The sequence below is a fragment of the Pedobacter chitinilyticus genome (genome assembly GCF_003313385.1).
GTDB lineage: Bacteria > Bacteroidota > Bacteroidia > Sphingobacteriales > Sphingobacteriaceae > Pedobacter > Pedobacter chitinilyticus.
This window is the reverse complement of sequence record NZ_QMHN01000001.1, coordinates 1,590,570-1,610,496: the sequence shown is the minus strand read 5'-3', so window position 1 is coordinate 1,610,496 and position 19,927 is coordinate 1,590,570. Positions and strand designations below refer to the sequence as shown.

At 40.0% G+C, this 19,927-nt stretch carries 11 protein-coding genes; 7 read left to right on the top strand and 4 right to left on the bottom strand.

Annotation, left to right across the window (positions count from 1 at the left end):
* Positions 1–664 precede the first annotated feature (664 nt).
* From DUT70_RS06705 to DUT70_RS06695, 3 genes are read right to left on the bottom strand one after another with little or no spacing between them, the layout of a single operon-like run.
* Entirely contained in the window at positions 665–1,192 is a 528-nt protein-coding gene (locus DUT70_RS06705; RefSeq protein WP_128353321.1) for a hypothetical protein, read from the bottom strand.
* Between the two features lie 33 nt (positions 1,193–1,225).
* Positions 1,226–1,615 (bottom strand): DUF1801 domain-containing protein, encoded by a 390-nt coding sequence (locus DUT70_RS06700; protein WP_113646472.1) that lies wholly within the window; start codon positions 1,613–1,615, stop codon positions 1,226–1,228.
* A complete protein-coding gene (locus DUT70_RS06695; RefSeq protein WP_113646471.1) occupies positions 1,612–2,196 on the bottom strand; it encodes a DUF1572 domain-containing protein in 585 nt (194 codons plus the stop codon). Before DUT70_RS06695 ends, DUT70_RS06700 begins: the two co-directional genes overlap by 4 nt.
* Positions 2,197–3,043: 847 nt before the next feature.
* On the opposite strand from DUT70_RS06695, the gene DUT70_RS06690 reads away from it, so the two are divergent.
* Positions 3,044–5,440, top strand: a complete 2,397-nt coding sequence (locus DUT70_RS06690) for a TonB-dependent receptor (RefSeq protein ID WP_113646470.1) — start codon at positions 3,044–3,046, stop codon at positions 5,438–5,440.
* 80 nt (positions 5,441–5,520) lie between these two features.
* Here DUT70_RS06690 and DUT70_RS06685 read toward each other — a convergent pair whose 3' ends face one another.
* Positions 5,521–5,730 (bottom strand): DUF3820 family protein, encoded by a 210-nt coding sequence (locus tag DUT70_RS06685; RefSeq protein WP_113646469.1) that lies wholly within the window; start codon positions 5,728–5,730, stop codon positions 5,521–5,523.
* 487 nt (positions 5,731–6,217) lie between these two features.
* On the opposite strand from DUT70_RS06685, the gene DUT70_RS06680 reads away from it, so the two are divergent.
* The 6 genes from DUT70_RS06680 to DUT70_RS06655 all read left to right on the top strand — a co-directional run bounded on the left by DUT70_RS06680 (position 6,218) and on the right by DUT70_RS06655 (position 19,915).
* Complete coding sequence (locus tag DUT70_RS06680) at positions 6,218–9,784, top strand: T9SS type A sorting domain-containing protein (protein ID WP_113646468.1); 3,567 nt, start codon at positions 6,218–6,220, stop codon at positions 9,782–9,784.
* Complete coding sequence (locus DUT70_RS06675; protein WP_205529745.1) at positions 9,784–11,751, top strand: FG-GAP repeat domain-containing protein; 1,968 nt, start codon at positions 9,784–9,786, stop codon at positions 11,749–11,751. Before DUT70_RS06680 ends, DUT70_RS06675 begins: the two co-directional genes overlap by 1 nt.
* Before the next feature lie 467 nt (positions 11,752–12,218).
* The gene (locus tag DUT70_RS06670; protein ID WP_113646467.1) at positions 12,219–15,356 is read left to right on the top strand and encodes a SusC/RagA family TonB-linked outer membrane protein; all 3,138 of its coding nucleotides are present in this window, start codon (positions 12,219–12,221) and stop codon (positions 15,354–15,356) included.
* An 11-nt stretch (positions 15,357–15,367) separates the two neighbouring features.
* Complete coding sequence (locus DUT70_RS06665) at positions 15,368–16,957, top strand: RagB/SusD family nutrient uptake outer membrane protein (RefSeq protein ID WP_113646466.1); 1,590 nt, start codon at positions 15,368–15,370, stop codon at positions 16,955–16,957.
* Positions 16,958–16,969: 12 nt separating this feature from the next.
* The gene (locus DUT70_RS06660) at positions 16,970–17,908 is read left to right on the top strand and encodes a DUF5017 domain-containing protein (RefSeq protein ID WP_162926580.1); all 939 of its coding nucleotides are present in this window, start codon (positions 16,970–16,972) and stop codon (positions 17,906–17,908) included.
* 12 nt (positions 17,909–17,920) lie between these two features.
* Positions 17,921–19,915, top strand: coding sequence for an InlB B-repeat-containing protein (locus tag DUT70_RS06655; RefSeq protein WP_113646464.1), 1,995 nt, complete (start codon positions 17,921–17,923; stop codon positions 19,913–19,915).
* Positions 19,916–19,927: the final 12 nt, after the last annotated feature.

Below are 19,927 nucleotides of genomic sequence, written 5' to 3'. Positions count from 1 at the left end.
ATGGTGGTTGGTAATTTTGATGTTTGCGTTATGGAGATAATCTAGTATTACGAGCTCCGCCTTGTTTTTAATTAGTGAGGTTAGATAGAAGTTTTGTGGGTAAAGCCCTCTTTCCGCTGTGCGGTTTTTATTGATGGTTGTTTATTTTGTTTTGGTATCAATGAGCTCGCTACGCTTCGGTTCTATCTGTAGGGATAGAGGAGTGCTTGGGAAGGGGAGTGGTGATTTTGGTGTTTGCAGCATAGAAATGATCCCGCACCAAGTCGGTCTTAGCTTTTCCCATGCTTTAAGACTTGCGATAAGTGGGGATAAGCCATAAGCATACAAGTTAAAGTAAAGCTACACTATAGAAAACCTCTAGGAGTACTGTAATATGTACGGACTTTTACGGACTTGTACGCACTTCTACGGAGTTTTACGGGGTTTAAGATGAGTATTGTAAAAAAGATGAGGTTGTATTTCTAATTTACGAAAAATAATGAGGTTTTGTGTCAATGAATTGCATTTTACCTTCATTTTAACTCGCCCATCATCAGCTATCTTTAATAAGTTTTTTTAATTTTTTATGGAAACTATTAGATGGCCACATCGTTCTCCTATTTTTTAGGAGTACCTGTTCCGATCTATCGAAAGAGTTAGGGAGAGGTTTATCATCTTTTGCTTTTCATTCAAGTTTCTTGAATTTTCCGTTGGTCGTAATTTGATAATGTTCATTAATGGTGGTTTGATAAATTTGCCCATCATCCAAAATTTCATTACTTTTTTTCTTCTTCACGATTTGATTGTCATTGATAATAGATGTCTCTAATTCGTCAGTATCTGAAAAACTTGCGTATTTGCCAATCCTCATTAAATCAATAAGCTGATTTTCTTTATCATATAGTCCTAAAAACACGACATTTAATGTGCCATCTAAGCCCATGTCATATGGTTTTGTAGATAAAATGATTTTCATACTTATCTCTGAGCTGATGGCTTCTTCGCGATACACCCAAAATTTCATCCTACGCTTTATTAAAGCATAGATTTGATCTCCTTTATCATCGATATGGAAATTGTTGATAGATTTTATTTCCTTTAGATTAGAAGTTTTTAGCTCCACCAAAAAAGTGGAATCAATAAACACTTTCTTTATATTAATCGCTGACGGATTGCTGTTACAGGCCGCAAACATTAGCAATGCTATGCTCATTGCTAGGTGGATATACTTTTTTATCATTAATTCTTATTTCAGCCTTTCCAATTTACCCTTGCGTTTAATCAAGTTTTTATAATCCCATTGGATAGCTCTTGCTTTTTCCAGCCAGCGTTTTAAATCATCGACATTCACTTGCTCAACCTCGGTATAGCGCGCTTCGGCAGCTTTGAAAGTTCCTTCGTCTTTTAGGGTAGGTTCTTCAAAAGATTGACCGCTCCAGAATAACAAGCGTATGCAGTTCTTGAGTTTACTGTAACCTACAATGGGATTGCCGTCTAAAAACCAAACGGGATGTGCATGCCATACCTTGTTTTCGGCTTCGGGGAGATGTTGGTTAATGCTATTGGCCAGTAAGTCACAAATGGCTTTGTCTACTTCAGTTTGCCGGTTGTTATAGTCTTTTGTGTCTTGTTTCATGACGATTGTTGTGTGGTTGAATTATCTAAATAATCATCGGTAAAGTGCTTGTTTTGTTTTGGTTGGGCAAATTTATTTTGGTTATAGGCTTGTGACTTTCCTTTGGGAATAGACAACGATTGCCAGCCATCTTTTGCCAACATTTTACCCAACATTACAATTTGACCAACATGATAGGGATAATGTGCAAGCTGTCGGTTGATGGCTTCTAAGACGGTGTGTCCTTGGTTGCGGATGTAAATGATTCGGTTTAAATCAGCAGCGGTTAAAGGGTTGATGGCGTGGAATAAGCAATCCCAACCTTTTTCCCATTTGGCAACAAGTTCTTGTTTGGAAGTGATTTGCTGTTCAAATTCCTCATCTCTATTGCGCCATTGCTTTTCGCCATCGGTAGAAAGGAAATCAGTCCAACGTGAAAGCATATTACCCGATAGATGGCTTACAATGATGGCGATGCTGTTGCTATCTTGGTTGAATTGCCAAAACAGGGCATCGTCGTTTAATTGGGCAAATGTTTTGTCGCCAAGTTGTTTGTAATACTGAAATTGCTTTTTGGCACTATCGAGGTAATCGTCGTTCATGAGATTTGTTTTGTTGTTTAAAGATAGGATGAATTTGAATTGGTTTCATACTTCTTTACGTAACTCTTTATCCCTTTGCGGTAATCTATTAAAAGATTTAGAAATTTCACCGCAAAGATTGATCAAGTAATCGCAAAGGACGCAAAGTTGGTAAGATGGATTTGCTAGTTAAACCTAATTGTAGTGGAAATACTTTTTGTTTTGAGGGAAACCTCGTAGGTTTTTAAAACCTACGAGGTTAGGCTTTGTCACAGCATTGCTTTGCGCAACTTGATTAATCTTTTTGTGATAAAATAAGGTTTATTGATGTCGTTTTTTAATGATAGTACCGCAAAGGAATAAAGGGGGTTACGCGAAGGACGCAAAGTTGGTAAGATGGATTTGCCCATTAAACCTGATTGTAGTGGAAATACTTTTTGTTGCTGTCATTCTGAACGTTAGTGAAGAATCTGTAGGTTACGTGCTAGGTCAGTAGAGATCCCTCGTACCTCGGGATGACAGCACTATAGTAGGGCAAAAAGATTGCAACGAAAAGCAGGACTTTCGGTAAATAAGTGCTACGGATTTTGCTTTTCGAAAAAAAGATATAGCTTTGCAGCATCAATAAGGGGTGCCTTGTTTTGCATAAAACACAAATAAAGGCTGAGATCATACCCATTTTAAGTAAAAAGTGTAAAGTAAAAAGTAAAAAGTTTGGACAGCCCATACTTTAAACTTTAAACCTTCAACTTGAAACTTAAATGCACCTGATCCAGGTAATGCTGGCGTAGGGATGGTTTATGAAGTTTAACTAAAGTCGGGAGTAACCCCTACTTACCGATGGGTTTAACTAAAAAACAACAAAAAGTTGAAAAATTTAAAATTTGCAGTTTTGGCTGCATTGCTGTGTCCGTTTTTGGCGATGGCACAGTTCAAGATTTCGGGAAAGGTTACCGAAGGAGATGGAAAAGCACTTTCTGGTGCAAGCGTGAAATTAAAAGGCAAGGGATTTACGGCGGCAAGTAATGCCAATGGTGTTTACGAGTTTGCCAACTTACCTGCTGGCAGCTACACGGTGGCCATTAGTTATGTAGGTTTTGCTACGCAAGAGAAAAAAGTAAACTTAACAGCTAATGCGGAACTGGACTTTGTACTGCAACAGCTTTCGTTTGTGGCCGATGAGGTAGTGGTAAGTGCTACAAGGGTAAGTAAGAATGCGGCTTTTACCTATAAGAACTTAAGCAAAGCTGATTTGGAAAAAACGAATCAGGGACAGGATTTGCCTTATTTGCTGAACCAAACACCATCGGTAGTGGTGACTTCTGATGCGGGTGCTGGTATAGGTTATACAGGAATACGTATTAGGGGCAGCGATGCTACCCGTATTAATGTAACCTTAAATGGTATTCCTTTGAACGATGCTGAAAGTCAGGGTAGTTTTTTTATCAATTTGCCAGATTTGGCTTCGTCGGTAGATAATATTCAGATACAGCGTGGCGTAGGTACCTCTACCAATGGGGCGGGTGCTTTTGGGGCGAGTTTGAATATCCAAACCACTACGAGAAGAGATTCGGCCTATGCAGAATTGAACAACACCTACGGCTCTTACCAAACCTGGAGAAACACAGTAAGTGCGGGGACAGGTTTGATTAACAATAAGTTTAGTTTTGATGCTCGTTTGTCGAGAATTAAATCTGATGGTTATGTGGATAGGGCGTCTTCTAACTTGAAGTCATTTTTTGTAACGGGTGCCTACTATGGTAAAAACGACATCTTGCGTTTAAATGTATTTAGTGGAACGGAGAAGACTTACCAAGCGTGGAACGGTATTAGCGAAGAGATGTTAGAAACTGATCGCAAGCATAATGATTTTACGTACGATAATCAAACGGATAATTACCAACAAGATCACTACCAGTTGTTTTATACTCGTAACATCACCAAACAATTGGTAGCCAATGCGGCTTTGCACTATACGTATGGTAGAGGTTACTATGAGGAGTTTAAAACTGCACAGGATTTAAAGGAATATTCAATCAACCCAGTGATTATTAAAGATCCTGTTTCTAACCTTCCTATTGGAACTATTGAAAAATCTGATTTGGTACGTCGTTTATGGTTGGATAATAACTTTTATGGCGGTACTTATTCATTGTCGTACACCCCGCAAAGCAACTTGAATTTTACTTTGGGTGGTGCTTATAACCGTTATGAAGGTAATCACTTTGATGAAGTGATTTGGGCACAGTATGCTAATTATGATGGCTCGGGCTCTATACGCCACAGATATAATGATAACGATGCTTTTAAAAGTGACTTCAATATTTTTGGTAGGGTAAGTTATCAATTAGACAAGCTTAATATTTATGCTGATTTGCAATATCGTAATGTTTTCTATTCGTTTTATGGTAAGGTTGATGCGAAGAACTTTGCGCAACAGAATGCACGTTTGGAGTTTTTCAATCCTAAATTTGGTTTAAGCTACAACTTGGATGACAAGAACAATGTTTATGCTTCGGTAGCGGTAGGTAACAAGGAGCCTAACCGTAGAGATTTTACAGATTCGAATACAGGAACACGCCCTAAGCACGAAAGTTTAACAGATATTGAGTTTGGTTACAGAACACAACAGTCTAACTTTAATATTGGTGCCAATGGTTTTGCCATGTTGTATAAAAATCAATTGATCAACACAGGTAAGTTGAATGAAGTGGGTGGGCAAACTCGTCAGAATGTGCCTGATAGCTACCGTATCGGTTTAGAATTAGATGCCCGTTGGCAGATCGTGAAGAACTTTTCATGGTCGGCAACGGCTACTTTGAGCCAAAGTAGGATCAAGAACTTTACGGAATATGTTTATGATGATACGATAGATGGTGCTTTGTTGACTTTTGACTATAGCAATACTAATATTGCTTACTCGCCGAAAATTGTGGCTTCAAATGAGTTTGCATACACTTATAAAAATGCGGGAATAGCTTTGATCAGTAAATATGTTGGTGAGCAGAACTTAGATAATACTTCTGCTAGTGATCGTGTTTTGGATGCTTTCTTTATCAATGATGTGCGTTTGACTTATAACTTGGCTTTACCTGGTGTTAAGAATGTTGGTTTAAACTTTTTGGTGAACAACATCTTTAACGTGAAGTATGAAGCTAATGGTGGAAGTGGTGCTTATTTATCTAATGGAGATTTTGGCCGCTATAAATACTTTTATCCGCAAGCTACTCGTAATTTCTTGTTAAGCTTGAACTTGAAGTTTTAATTCTTTATCATTCTAAGTACAGCGAAGAATTCATAAACCTCGCAGGTTTTTAAAACCTACGAGGTTTTTTTATGGAAAACTTATCTCTTTAATGGTTGTAATAAATACTCTAAACCATTCAGCTTAATTTCATATAGCGTAGCTAGTAGCATTCCCAATTTTCCAGCGGGAAATCCTTTTTGATGATACCAAACTAAATAGTATTCTGGCAAATCACATAATAGTCTGCCTTGGTATTTGCCAAAGGGCATTCGCATTTGTACTAAATCTTTTAAAAGCTCGGGATTCATGCTGTAAAGGTAGGACTTTAGGAGTTAGGAATTAGTAGATAGTTGTTAGTGGCTAGTGGCTAGTTGTTAGTAGATAGTTGTTAGTGATTAGTGGTTAGTTTGCATAGTTTTCCAATTGTTCGTCGTGGCCAGCTCGATTGGGTGTCGTAATGCAGTAGCAGGTTTTGTTAGTAGAGAACCTCTCCCTAGCCCTCTCCTTGAAAAGGAGAGGGGACAGCTAGTGCTATGAGCATTCTGCGTTGCAAACATTGATCGTTTAGCCGAATTTTAGTAAATGCTTTTCTCTCCCTCACAGGGAGAACCGAAGCGCAGCGAGCTCATTGATGTCAAAATAATAACATACGTATCAATAGATGTCCAAAGGACAAAGAGGGTGTATTTACACCAAACGCTAACATCCTATACTAATTAGCTAACAAGTTGTACTTTAAGCGGGTTTATGAGCCTTATTTTTGGATAAACTATCCAAATAATTAAGCTTAACCGTATGAAGAAGATCAGCAGTGTCAAATGCATGGTCATTTGCCTTTTTGTTTCCTTATTAAATATTGTCTTCAGTGCCGAAGCGCAAACTAACTTCCCAGGTACCGTTATTGCGCAAAGTCCCAATCCGCTTTCACGCAGTTATGCCTCGCCAAGTATTGTGGTATTGCCTGATGGGAGTTATGTAGTTTCTCATGATTATACAGGAACAGTAAGTTCCATTTACAGGTCTACCGATAACGGGGTAACTTGGAGTTTCACCACGCAAGTGCCAAATTGCCATTGGGCAACCTTATTTGTACATAACAGTGCACTTTATTTAATGGGTACCGCAAAATCATTTGGTGATGTAGTGATTTATAAATCATTGGATGGTGGTTATAGCTGGACAAGAGCGATAGACAACACCTCAGGTTTGTTGTTAAGCGGTAGATACCATACGGGTCCCGTACCAGTAGTGGTTCACAATGGCAGGGTTTGGCGTGCTTATGAGGAAAGCCCTGACCCTGATAATGAAAGAGATTTTCATGCTTTCGTACTTTCTGCGCCTGCCAATTCCGATTTGTTAGATGCTTCCAATTGGACAAAGTCTAATATCCTTAGGTTCGATGAAAGTTGGCTGAATGCCAAACGCCCTAATTGGTTTGAGGGAAATATTGTAGTTACACCAAGTGGTAATGTGGTAGATTTTATGCGTTTGGAAACTTGGCAAGCGGTAGGAGGTGGCATGTCCATTACTACTGGAGGAGCTACAGGTTTACAACGTTATGAGGTGGCAGCCAAGATTTCGGTAAGTGCTGATGGTAGTACGGTTTCATTTGGAAATACTGCTGCAGAGTATGCTCATTTCCCAGGGTCGGAATCTAAATTCACCATTCGTTATGATGCAACTTCAGGTAAATATTGGACCATTGTAAGCAAAATCAGTGTATTTACTGATACTTGGGAAACCTATAATCTGCCATCGCATCAACGAAATGTTCTAGCACTTTATTCTTCTTCTGATTTAGTGACCTGGGACCACAAATACGACATCATTAAATGGAATGAGGGCTATCCCGTAAAAACTTGGGATGTGTTTGGTTTTCAATATGCGGATTGGCAATTTCAGGGAAATGATATTGTGGCGGTTAGTCGCACGGCTTGGTATGGAGAGCGCTACCATAATGCCAACCTCATTACTTTTCATCGCATTACCAACTTCAGAACAAAGCAGTTGACCGATTCTCCTGCTGATTTGTTACCTCAAACCCAATCAACCCCTATTTTGTCGTGGAAGTTCAGTAACCCCGATGCTGCTGGAAGCCAAGCCACCAGTGCCTCAACTTTTAATCATGCCAATTTAGGTGTTTCTACTTTGAGTCGCGGGGCTGGTTTGGCCAATACCGCAGGTTTGCTGCGTTCTTTTAATTCCACAGCACCTTCGCCCGCTAGTTCTTTGGCCAGTGCCATCACTAATAACCAATACTTGCAATTTGAGGTAGCTTCCAAATCAGGGTATATGGCTTCTATTCATAGTATTGATGCTAAATTGCGCAGAAATTCGGCAGGTGCAATTTATTATAAATGGGCTTATAGTACCGATGGAACTAACTTTACCGAAATAAGCGATTATAATATTCCTTTTTCCGATAGTAATAGTGAAGGGGTGGTACAATCTACCATTCATGTTGGGGGATTGGTTCCCTTGCAAAATTTAGCGGCGCCACAAAAGGCTACTTTCCGTATCTATTTTTGGGGTGCAACCACGTCAAGCGGCGGTTTTGCCATAGGACGATATCCTACGGGAGACAACACTCCTAGTTTAATAGTAGGTGGAGAGGTGAAAGCTATTCCACCAGTACCGCCTAGTTTATTGGCTTGGCAGTTCAGTGCCGTATCGGGAGTAGTTGCGGGAAGTTTAAATGCTACTACCAATAATAGTTATTTACATCCCTCAACCTTATCCAGAGGTGCTGGACTAACTGCCTTAAGTTTAGCCAGAGGGTATTATTCTACCGTAAGTGCTTATGGCGTAGCAGGCTCTTCGGCCAACTCAAAAGCTACTGCTATTGCCAATAATGACTATTATACTTTTACGGTAAAGCCAAAAATAGATGTAGTGGTTTCATTGGCTACGCTAAATGTCAAATTGCGTAAAAATGGTAGCGGTCCAACGATGGCAAGTTGGTACTACAGTTTAGATGGAACAAATTTTAAGGAAATCACGCAAAGTACCAATGTGCTTGTTGGCGATACCGAAGGGGATTTGCAGCCTACAGTCGATTTATCAGCCATTGCAGAACTTCAGAACTTAGATGATACCAAAACGGTGACTTTTAGAGTTTACGGTTGGGGGGCATTAACCAATGCAGGTGGATTTGGCATTGGAAGGTATGGTACGGGAGATACCACACCTAGCTTATCTGTAGGTGGCAGTGCGATTTATAACGGTGTTGATTTGGCTAATTGGAATTATGATTTGGCTGCGAAAAACTCGGCCATTAATGCCAATATCATCCATCCAGATGTACAACAAGCAACATTGAGTAGAGGTGCAGGTGCTACTTATGTCAATAACTCCACGCTATCTTATGTAGCAACCTTTGCTGCGGGTGCTAATTTTGCCACTGCGCAAAGTACGGGTGCTTATTTTCAAGCGGTACTTAACTTAAATACTACTAAGCAAATCAGTTTAAGTAGCATTAAGACCAGGTTGAGAACTTCCAATGCTAAATCGGTAAAAAACTATAAATGGTATTTCAGTTTGGATAATATCACCTACACGGAAATTTATACGGGTAACAATAGTATTGGTTTGACTGATACACAAGGAGAAGATCAGTATGAAATTAGTTTGAAGCACCTTGCTGCTCTTAAAAATCTAAGTGGTACCACGAATGTTTATTTTAGGATTTACGCTTGGGGTGCCGATGTGGGAAGTGCCGATTCGGAAAGAGGTTTTGGTTTTGGTAAAGGTGAAAGTAGTACTACAGGTAGGACCGTGCTTACCTTTACAGGCACTATTGCTGATGATGACCAGGTAATGCCAGTTCATGATTTGAAATTCTCTGGTAAAGCCAATAAAAATATAGTGCAACTACAATGGACCACTTCGGCAGAAAAAGACAATGCCCGTTTTGAAATTCTGCGCAGTACAAATGGAGCACCATTTGTGGCTTTGGACCAACTGGAAGGTAAAGGAACAACCACTCAAAAAAGTGAATACCGTTATGCCGACAATAACCCCGCTTTGGGTTTAAATTATTACCAGTTAAAGCAGGTTGATTTTAATGGGGATAGCAAGCTTTCGACACCAATAGCAGTGTCGGTTAAAATGAGCGAGCATCATTTCCAAGTTAATGCTCCTGCTCAACAGGACGTGGTCAATATTTTTACCTCGTCCCTCAATGGAAATGCAACCATCGAAATCCATGATATGGTGGGCAGGAAAATATTGAGTCAAAAGATTAAGTTGGCTGGTGGCGAAGAACGTTTAACCTTGCCTGCATTTTTAAACAAGGGCGTATATTTGGCAAGTTTATGGGTAGAAGGGCAGCCAGTCATTAGTAATAAGTTTATCAAGCAGTAATGTTAAAACGTCATATCTTCTTTCTAGCTTTAAGTTTAAATAGCCTTGGTGCATTGGCGCAAAGCGATTTCTTGGTAAGCGGGCAGCCCATCAAAAATGGTGCTGCCAATGGTATCGGTAATTTCGCAGCGCCTTCTTTAACTGGAATAGTAATGGGAACGGCCAAGGTGAACGATGATGACTATCCAGATTTATTTGTACAATCGGATATCAGGGCACCAGGTACCTACCTATACCATTTTAAAAAATTGACTGAAAAAGGAGAGCCTATTTTTTCTCAAGGGATTAAGCTGACTTTGCCTTTTGAAGATACTGGTGAGAATAAGGCAATCATCCTCCAAAATCCTAATCAAGAAATTTTTGGTTTCTGGCGTTTTGGTGGCAAACTGCTGAAAAAGGCCAACTTCAACCCTAAAAACAATAGTTTTGAAGGGGTAGGAAATATTACCATTAATGGTTTGCCTTGGGGCATGTCAACCTTTGGTGTGGTGAGAACCTTGCAGGGCAAGTACTTATTTTTGTTTACTGTTCCAAAGCCAAATACAGAAAATGTAAAGATGAAAGTGGATAGTGCCTATTATACCCCAGAAGGGTATTGGCCTAATCCTTTGTCGGAAGTGGGCATTTATGGAGCGGTAGCTAATGATTTGGAAAATCTTACCAAATTGGAAGCAAAGCCATTAACAGAATTGGATCAAGCCTATTTTGGCATTAGTGGTTACACCAGTTTCCAGCTTAATGATAAAGAACAATATGTGCTTTGTGGTACTCGCATGGGCAATATCCATGCCTATCAAATAGATGGGGAACAGCTTTTTCCGAATAAATATGTGGTCGATCAAAAGTATATCCTGCGTCGTAGCCCAACCGTAAACGCCTTTCCTGCTTATTTTAAAATAGAAGGTAAAACCGAAGGCGTTTTTATTTCTGGAGAAGGAGGAATTGTTTATTATCCAAATACAAAACAAAAGGACAAACAAGGCAATCTGATTTTTGAAGAGGCGATTAGTGTAAAACAAGAAAATCCTTTGTTGTACGGTGGCTCGCTGGTAGTGCCTAGCTTGGCCGATTGGGATGGCGATGGCTTAATCGATATTGTTTCGGGAAATTCGGCAGGTAACATCTTGTTTTTTAAAAATACAGGAACTAACCAAAAACCTGCTTATCAAGATCCTGTGGCTTTAAAGGCTGGCGGGGTAGCTATTCATGTGCAACCAGGTTACCGCGAAGACATCCAAGGGCCACATGAAGCCCGATGGGGTTACGTTTGTCCAGTGGTTTACGATTGGAATGGCGATGGTTTGCCTGACATCCTTACGGGTGATAGTCGTGGTAAATTTATGGTGTATCTCAATATTGGTACTAAAGCCCAACCAAAGCTAGACGTAGAAAAGCCACTTTTTTATAAAGGGTTGAATGTGCATGGAGGTTGGCGCTCCATTCCAGGTGTAGGAAATATGGCAGGAAAAGATGCCTATGTGATTTTAGATTCCGATAATCAGTTTCATCTTTATTATAAAATAGATGCCTATAATGTAAGCGATGGGGGTAAACTCAAATTAACTGATGGAACTTTTATCAACGGACATCGTCGTAAGGGTGGACAAGTAGGCAGGGCCAAAACCCAAATTGTAGATTGGGACGGTGATGGTGTAAAAGATCTGTTGATTGGTACGGGAAGAAGTGCCGCCATTCCAAATCCTATCAATGGTTTACCCTATTTCCGCAAAAAGAAAGGCGAAGGGGCTGCGGTACTTTTCATGCGTAATGCAGGTACAGATTCTGAACCTTTATATGAATTCCCAAAAATGATGAAGTTTAAAGGCTATGATATTCTTTTAGGGGCACATGAGTGTGCACCAACTACCGCTTATATTGGAGGTGACGGCAAAACATTAAATCTGGTAGTGGGTACTGAGTATGGTACCTTTATGTTCTATGATAGAAAAGATCTTTCCTGGAAATAAATTACCCTAATTTTATCAAACATGTTACCAAATAGCCTTAAATACTTTTTAAGGCTATTGTATTTTGCAAACTTTTGTTTTATTGTTGTAAAAGCAAATACTTATGTTTTTGGCATTTATAGCAGGATAATTATTATATGATAAGATACTACAATAAATAGCTAATAATCACAATTACTCGTTTAAAGTTATCTGCTATCTTTATAATGTAGAAAAACCAAATACTTAACCAAGCATAATGGGGCCTTGAAATCTCATTAAACAAACTAAATAAACAACCAACAAACCGAAGACAAATTAATGGGTATGAACATCCAACGATTGCACTAAGCAAACAAGCGAAAACACAACGATCTCTCCAGTAAATTTTAATAACCAAATGAAGTTAATTCATTTCGGAGCAATCTTTTTTTGTCCCGAAGCATGGATTGACAATAGACAGATATGAATTTTAAATAGAAGCGATAATGCAGTACCTTTTTAAAACTACGAAGCTTTTGTTGTTATTGTTGTGCTGTTTTGGCAGTGCCTACGCGCAACAGGACTTAAAGCTATTTAGCGGCACCATTACCGACGAAGAAGGCGAAACTTTGGTAGGTGTTTACGTAAGGGTAAAAGAAGATCCCAAGCGTGGCGTAGCCTCTGATAAAGATGGGAAATTTTCGCTGCGGGCACGGGATACCGAAACTATTGTATTGACGATGGTAGGTTATCTACAACGAGAAATACCAGTTAAAAACCTTGGCAATGCGCCTGTTAAATTAAAGCAAGACCCAAAAGCACTACAAGAAGTGGTGATTATTGGCTATGGGCAGGTGAACAAGCAAGATATTACAGGGGCTGTAGGTCAGGTGAAGATTGAAGAAATGACGAAGGCTCCGGTAACTTCATTTGAAGAAGCATTAGCGGGCCGTATTGCAGGTGTGCAGGTTTCATCCAATTCAGGACAGCCTGGCGATGACATCAATATCGTGATCCGTGGAGGAAACTCCATTACCCAAAGTAATGCACCACTTTATGTAGTTGATGGTTTTCCTATTGAAGATTTTAATGCAAGCTCCATTAATCCTGACGATATCGAATCGATTAGTGTTTTAAAAGATGCATCAGCGACGGCTATTTACGGTACTAGAGGCGCAAATGGAGTCATCATCCTTGAAACCAAAAAAGGAAAAATCGGTAAACCACAAGTTTCTTACAATGCATTTGTTGGCTATCATGAACCTACCAAGAGAATGGAGATGATGACGCCTTATGATTTTGTGCGCTATCAATTGGACAGAGATCCCGTAAGCATGACGGATATGTATCTCACCAAACCTGGATACACCTTACAAGACTATAAAAATGCCGACCAGATTGATTGGCAGGACCATCTTTTTAGAAATGCTTTGGCTCATAACCACAGCTTGTCGCTTCGTGGTGGTACTGCACAAACCAAATATTCTTTTTCAGCTAATTTTGTAGATCAAAATGGAGTAATTATTAGTTCTGGATTGAACAGAAAACAAATGCGTGCAGCAATTGATCAAAACATCAATACCAAACTAAAAGCATCCTTAAACATTAATTACGCCTACGATAAAAACTACGGACAAACGGTAGCCAGTCAAGCCTCAAGTGCCAATGCTTATGCGACTTACTTAATGTACAGGGTTTGGGGCTACAGACCTTTAAATACGGGAGGAGCTGATCTTTTCGAAGATTTATTTGATGATGATGTAAGTTCAGCTACTGTTTTGGTGATGAACCCCATTGTATCCACCAAAAACGAAATCCGTCAGCAAGGAAGAACCACTTTGAACATTAACGCGGGTATTACCTATGATATTTCGAAGGACTTGAAACTGAACATTCGTGGTGGTTACAACACCCGAATCACCAGAAACGAAAGTTTTAACAATTCTAATACCTACCGTGGATTTGCCACCCCTAACAACCTTTTGGGCGTAAATGGTTCTTTTGGTGAAATTACCTTAAACGATTGGATGAGTGAAAACACGGTGACTTATAAAAAGCGTATCAATAAAGACCATCAATTTGATGTGCTATTGGGAGCAACCGCTCAAGGAACCAATATGGATAATTATGGTTTTGTGGCGATCAATATTCCTAATGAAGAATTAGGCTTGAGAGCTTTGCAGTTAGGTATTCCTAATTCCGTAACTTCGTCTGCAGGCGTAAACACGTTAGTCTCGTTTTTAAGCCGTGTAAATTATAACTATAAATCTAAATACTTGTTTACCGCCTCAATCAGGACCGATGGGTCTTCAAAATTTACCAGAGAAAACAGATGGGCCTATTTCCCTTCGGCAGCCTTTGCATGGCAAATGGGAAGAGAAAGCTTTATGAAAAAACTGCGTTTCGTGTCTGACTCTAAATTGAGAATCAGCTATGGCGTAACAGGTAACAACCGCATCAACGATTTCGCACCTTATATGTCATTGGATGTAGGTGATTATTATTCTTTCAATGGTGAAACCCCAAAATATGCAATGGTCATCAATAGTTTAGGTAACCGCGATTTAAAATGGGAGAGGACGTCACAATTAGATATTGGTTACGAACTTTCTTTATTCAGAAATAGAATTAACCTTACCGTTGATGCCTACAAGAAAGTAACCAGCGATTTGCTCTTGAATGCTAGTGCGCCACTAAGTTCTGGTTTCAATACCGTGATTAGGAATATTGGGAAGATACAAAACACAGGGTTAGAGTTTACCTTGAACACCGTGAACATCAAAACCAAGAACTTTTCGTGGACAAGTGATTTTAATATCTCTTTCAACAGAAACAAAGTACTGGCCTTAACAGATGGAGAATCGAGCTTGCTGACCAATGTTTCTTTTACAGGAGATTATAATGGAACGCCCCTTTATTTTGCTCAGGTTGGTAAGCCTGTAGGATCGTTTTACGGGGTAGTATGGGCGGGTAATTACCAATATTCAGATTTTGATAAAAGAGCTGACGGCAGTTATACCCTAAAAGCCACCGTACCCACCAATGGTAACGACCGTAGCACCATAAAGCCAGGTGATATTAAATATGTAGATCAAAATGGTGATGGGGTGGTGAATGAGAAAGATATGGTGATTATTGGTCGAGGCTTACCAAAACACATTGGCGGTTTCAATAACAATTTCAACTACAAAAATTTCAGTTTAAGTGTGTTTTTCCAATGGAGTTATGGAAACGACATTATGAATGCTAACAGGTTAATGTTGGAAGGTAACCCTGCAAACAGACCAAATTTGAACCAATTTGCAAGCTATAACAACCGTTGGACACCAGATCATCAGAACAACACCTATTATGGTATTGATGGTGCTGGACCAAGGGGCATTTATTCGACACGTACCCTTGAAGATGGTTCTTTCCTTAGATTGAAAACGGTACAATTAAGCTATAGTTTTCCTAAAAAGATGATTAAATCACTAACGGCTTTACAACTGTATGTGTCAGGTCAGAACCTATTCACTTGGACAGATTATTCGGGCATGGACCCGGAAGTATCTACCCGTAATTCTATCCTTACACCTGGTTTCGATTATTCGGCCTATGCCCGAAACAGGATCACGACTTTTGGACTTAAGGTAATTTTTTAACAAGATAAAACATGAAAGCGATAAACAGATTGTCCCTACTTTTCGGATTGATGCTTAGCCTATCTTGTAATAAGATATTGGACGTAAAACCAGAGGAATACATCATCGTAGCTGATGATTATTACAAAACAGAAGAACAACTAAATGCCGCACTGCGGGGGACCTATGCCATACTGGCCGATGGAACCCTATACGGTGGTAACATATTGGGTCGGTTAGGATTAGAAACCGATGAAGGTTACGAATCTTACAGTTCAGATTTGGCTACCGTGGGAGATTATACCGTTTTTGCCAGCGACTCAAAAGTGTTAGGTTACTACCGTTCTGTGTACCGTGGCATCAACAGAGCTAACCTGCTTTTAGAAAGCGTAGACGACCCAACCATTCAGATTGCGCAGGTGGAAAGAAACCACATTAAGGGACAGGCCCTGTTTTTAAGAGGTTACTATTATTTAATGTTGGCGAGTAAGTTTGGCGGCGTGCCTGTACAATTAAAGGCTACACGTTCTGCTAAGACCGAAGATTTACAAATTCCCCGCTCATCCTTAAAAGAAGTTTATACCGTGGTATTAACCGATTTACAGGCCGCTGCGGATTTACTAAAACCCATTACACAAGTTTCTGCAGGAACCATCGCTACTAAATCTGCTGCTTGGGGAATGTTGGCCAGAACTTGCTTGTATATGGCTGGACAACCCTTAAACGAAGCGGATAAATATGCGGAAGCTGCTACTTGGGCAAAAAAGGTAATGGAGACAGGGCAGCATGATTTGAATGCTTCCTATCAACAGGTTTTTGTGAATTTGGCTACCGATAAGTTCGATACCAAAGAAAGCATTTTTGAAGTTGATTTCTGGGGAAATGGCACTGGTATTTATGTGAATACTGGAGGTTCGGTTGGCCGTAATAATGGGATCAGTTATCCAGCAGATGATACTAACATCGGTTATTCCATTGGCGCCATTAGACCAAGTGCTTGGTTGTATGAAATATATGAGAGTACAGATTTAAGAAGAGACTGGGCTATTGCCAATTATTACTACACTGGTACTCCTCGCGTAAAAACTTTTTATACTGGCGGAACCCCATTCCAACGCTATTGTGGCAAATTTAGAAGGGAAAGCGAAACGCTGTTGCCAAAAAGTACCACTAGTACACCACAAAACTTTCCGCTTTTGCGCTATTCGGATGTGTTGTTGATGTATGCTGAAGCCATTAACGAATCAGCACATGGACCAAGCACCGAAGCAAACGAAGCCATTAACCAAGTAAGACGCAGAGGCGCAGGTTTGCCTGTTAAATCACCAAATGCGCAAGTAGACTTAAACGGTCTTTTATATGATGACTTTAAGGCAGAAATTAAAGAGGAGCGGGCAAGAGAGCTATGCTTTGAAGCCTTAAGGAAGAATGATTTGGTACGCTGGGGCGATTTCTATAACAACATGAAATTTATTTTGGGGCAAGTACCTGCAGGAACTTCTTCCTACTTAGTGAGCGCAAGGTCGTATTACGGAAATGCCATGCCTCGCGATGCCGTTTGGCCAATTCCAACCTATGAAATGGGCGTAAATAGAAAACTTACACAAAATGTTGGCTGGTAAATGTTTAAGGATATGAAGACTGCTAAGTATAAATTAGGAATATTTTTGGCTTTTTTAACCTTTGGATGTACCAAAGAATACCAGGTTGAAGAACCAACTTTGCAAATTACGGTTGCAAAAAACACCGTCAAGGCTGGGGACATTGTTGTCTTTAATTTTGATGGCAATGCCGATTTCATCTCTTTTTACTCGGGTGAAACAGGAATGGATTATGCTTTCCATAACAAAGAGAGAATTTATCAATCGAATAACGTTTTAAGCTTTAGGTCAGCGAAATACGCAGGGAACAACACAGACTGTGCCCGCCTTAAATACTCCACAGATTTTAACGGGGTGTATGACCGAGCATCTATTAGAGCGGCTACTTGGGTAGACATTACCGATCAGTTTACCATTCCACCTATTGTAGGTACAAGTGCTACTTTTTCCAATTCGGGAGATATAGAAATTTCTAATTTGTTTCCAGCTGATGGCAAACCCGTGTATTTTGGTTGGTTTTTCACCACACAAGCTAATTCGCAACGTACCCAATTTCAAGTTGCAGAATTTAAAATACAAGGGGTGGTTACACAAGATCCAAGTTTGTCGGGCGTAGTTTACGACTTTGTAGACTGTGCTTTTAAATTGGTGTTAGGCGAAGGTTTTGATGGCGTTACGGTATCTCCTGTGCCAAACGTTAACTCTACGCGTATTTTATGGTCGGGTACATTTGCCAATGATACTTTTAAAGAAGGTTGGGCTATTAGTGCACCATTGCACAAATCGGAGCAGGTGAATTTAGGACTTGATAAACCAAATCCAATCAAAATCGTATCAGACCCAGAATCGGCTTCTTACCAATATGTTTATAAAACTCCAGGGAAATACCTCGCCACATTTGTCATTGCAAATAGCAGCGTGTATGGACGTAAGGAAGTGGTTAAGCAAATTGAAATTAATGTTGAACCATAAAAGCATTTAAAGATGAAGAAAATAACATACTTAATATTACTGTTTTTATGGGTGGGCATCGGCAACAGCTTTGCACAGGTCTTTTCGCAGAATTTTAGCAGTTCCGCTACTTTATCGAGCTATGTGAATGCAAGCACTCCAAATTCAGGACAATTTACCTTCTTCAGTGCCTTTGGCTCTTCACCTTTTGTGATTGATAACGGGAGGTTAAAGATTAATAAAAATGGAACAGGCTCTGCGCAAGCGGTAAGGAATGTCAACTTTGCTACGACACCAAAGGTTGCCATCATTAAATTTAAGATGGAAGTAACTAATGCTGTTAATCCTTCTACAACCATCACTAACCAAGGACACTTCTTTGTGGGCAATGGTTTTGAAAACAGCGCCAATTTGCCTGATAACGTGGCTGGAGCAGGTAATGCGCATAGTAAATTCGGTATTTCTATCTCTGGAAATTCATTTTCGGTAAACATCATGTCGGCCCTAAATGGACAAACAAAAGCACCCGAATCATCCACGCAGCTATTCTCTGGCGAACAACAAATTACCTTTGTGGTTAATAATTCAGATAATCCAATTGTTTATCAAGCACCAGATGGTACCAATGTAAGTGTAGAGAATGATAAATGGGATTTGTGGGTAGGAACTACCAAAGTATATAGTAACCAAGCTGCCTTTGGCCCAACAATTCCTTTGAACCAATTTAGATTAGGCTTCCATTCGAACATTACGACCACTAATATTCTTCAAATTTATTTTGATGATATCAATGTGTACGATGAATCGATATTGCCCTTGTTTGTGACCTTTAATACCAATGGCGGTTCTGCTGTTTCTGAAATCTATGCCAATCCAAATCAAACTATCGCTCAACCAGCTCAACCAACTCGCACGGGTTACACTTTTGGTGGCTGGTATAAAGACGCGACATTGAATACACCTTGGAACTTTACGACAGATGTGGTGACCGCACCCATGACGTTGTACGCCAAATGGAACCCAATTACCTATGCCGTAACTTTCGAGAGTAATGGAGGAACAGCCGTAAGCCCAGTGCAGGTAAATTATAATAGTACCTTTGCCGCACCAACCGAGCCTACCAAAACTGACGTAATTTTTGGGGGGTGGTACAAAGAAGCTGCTCTAACCAACCTATGGAATTTTGCGACAGATGTAGTCACGGGAAATACTACTTTGTATGCCAAATGGAACGACCCAAGGCAATCCATTACTTTTCCAGCCATTGGTAATAAAGTTTATGGAGAAATCCCTTTCGCTTTAAATGCTACGGCCAGTTCAGGACTTCCAGTAGCTTATCAGGCCTTAACCAATAATATTACCATTAGTGGCTCAACCGTAACCATTACCAATACAGGCTTGGCTACCATCAGAGCTACGCAAACAGGTAACGCCGATTACAACCCTGCTACACCTGTAGAAGTTAGTTTTACCATCGACAAAGCTCCTCAAACCCTTACTTTTAATCAACCTACGCCCATTAGCCGTTATGCAGGTGTGGTGGCTTTAACGGCCACCAGTTCTTTTGGACTTCCTGTTGTTTTTTCGGCCAATGAACCTAGTGTGGGTATCATTACTACTGATAACAAATTGCAGGTAAAGGGCTTAGGAACCATCAAAATTACGGCTTCGCAAGCTGGTAACGAGTTTTATTTGCCCGCTACCAATATTGAGCGAGAAGTAGTGATTCATACGGCGGGAAATACCCAAATATTAGTTACACAGGCCCTATCGCCCAATGGAGATGGCATTAACGACGTATTTGTAATTGAAGGCATCAAAGCCTATCCCGAAAACCAAGTGAAAATAGTGAACAGGGGTGGTGCGAAAGTTTATGAGCAAAAAGGCTACAACAATGATACGGTTGTTTTTGCTGGGAAAAGCAATGGTGGCGACAAGTTGCCCGATGGTACCTATTACTATTCCATCGAATTCAAGCAAAATGGCCAATGGGTGCAAAAGAAAGGCTATCTATTTATTAAAAACTAATGCCATCAATTT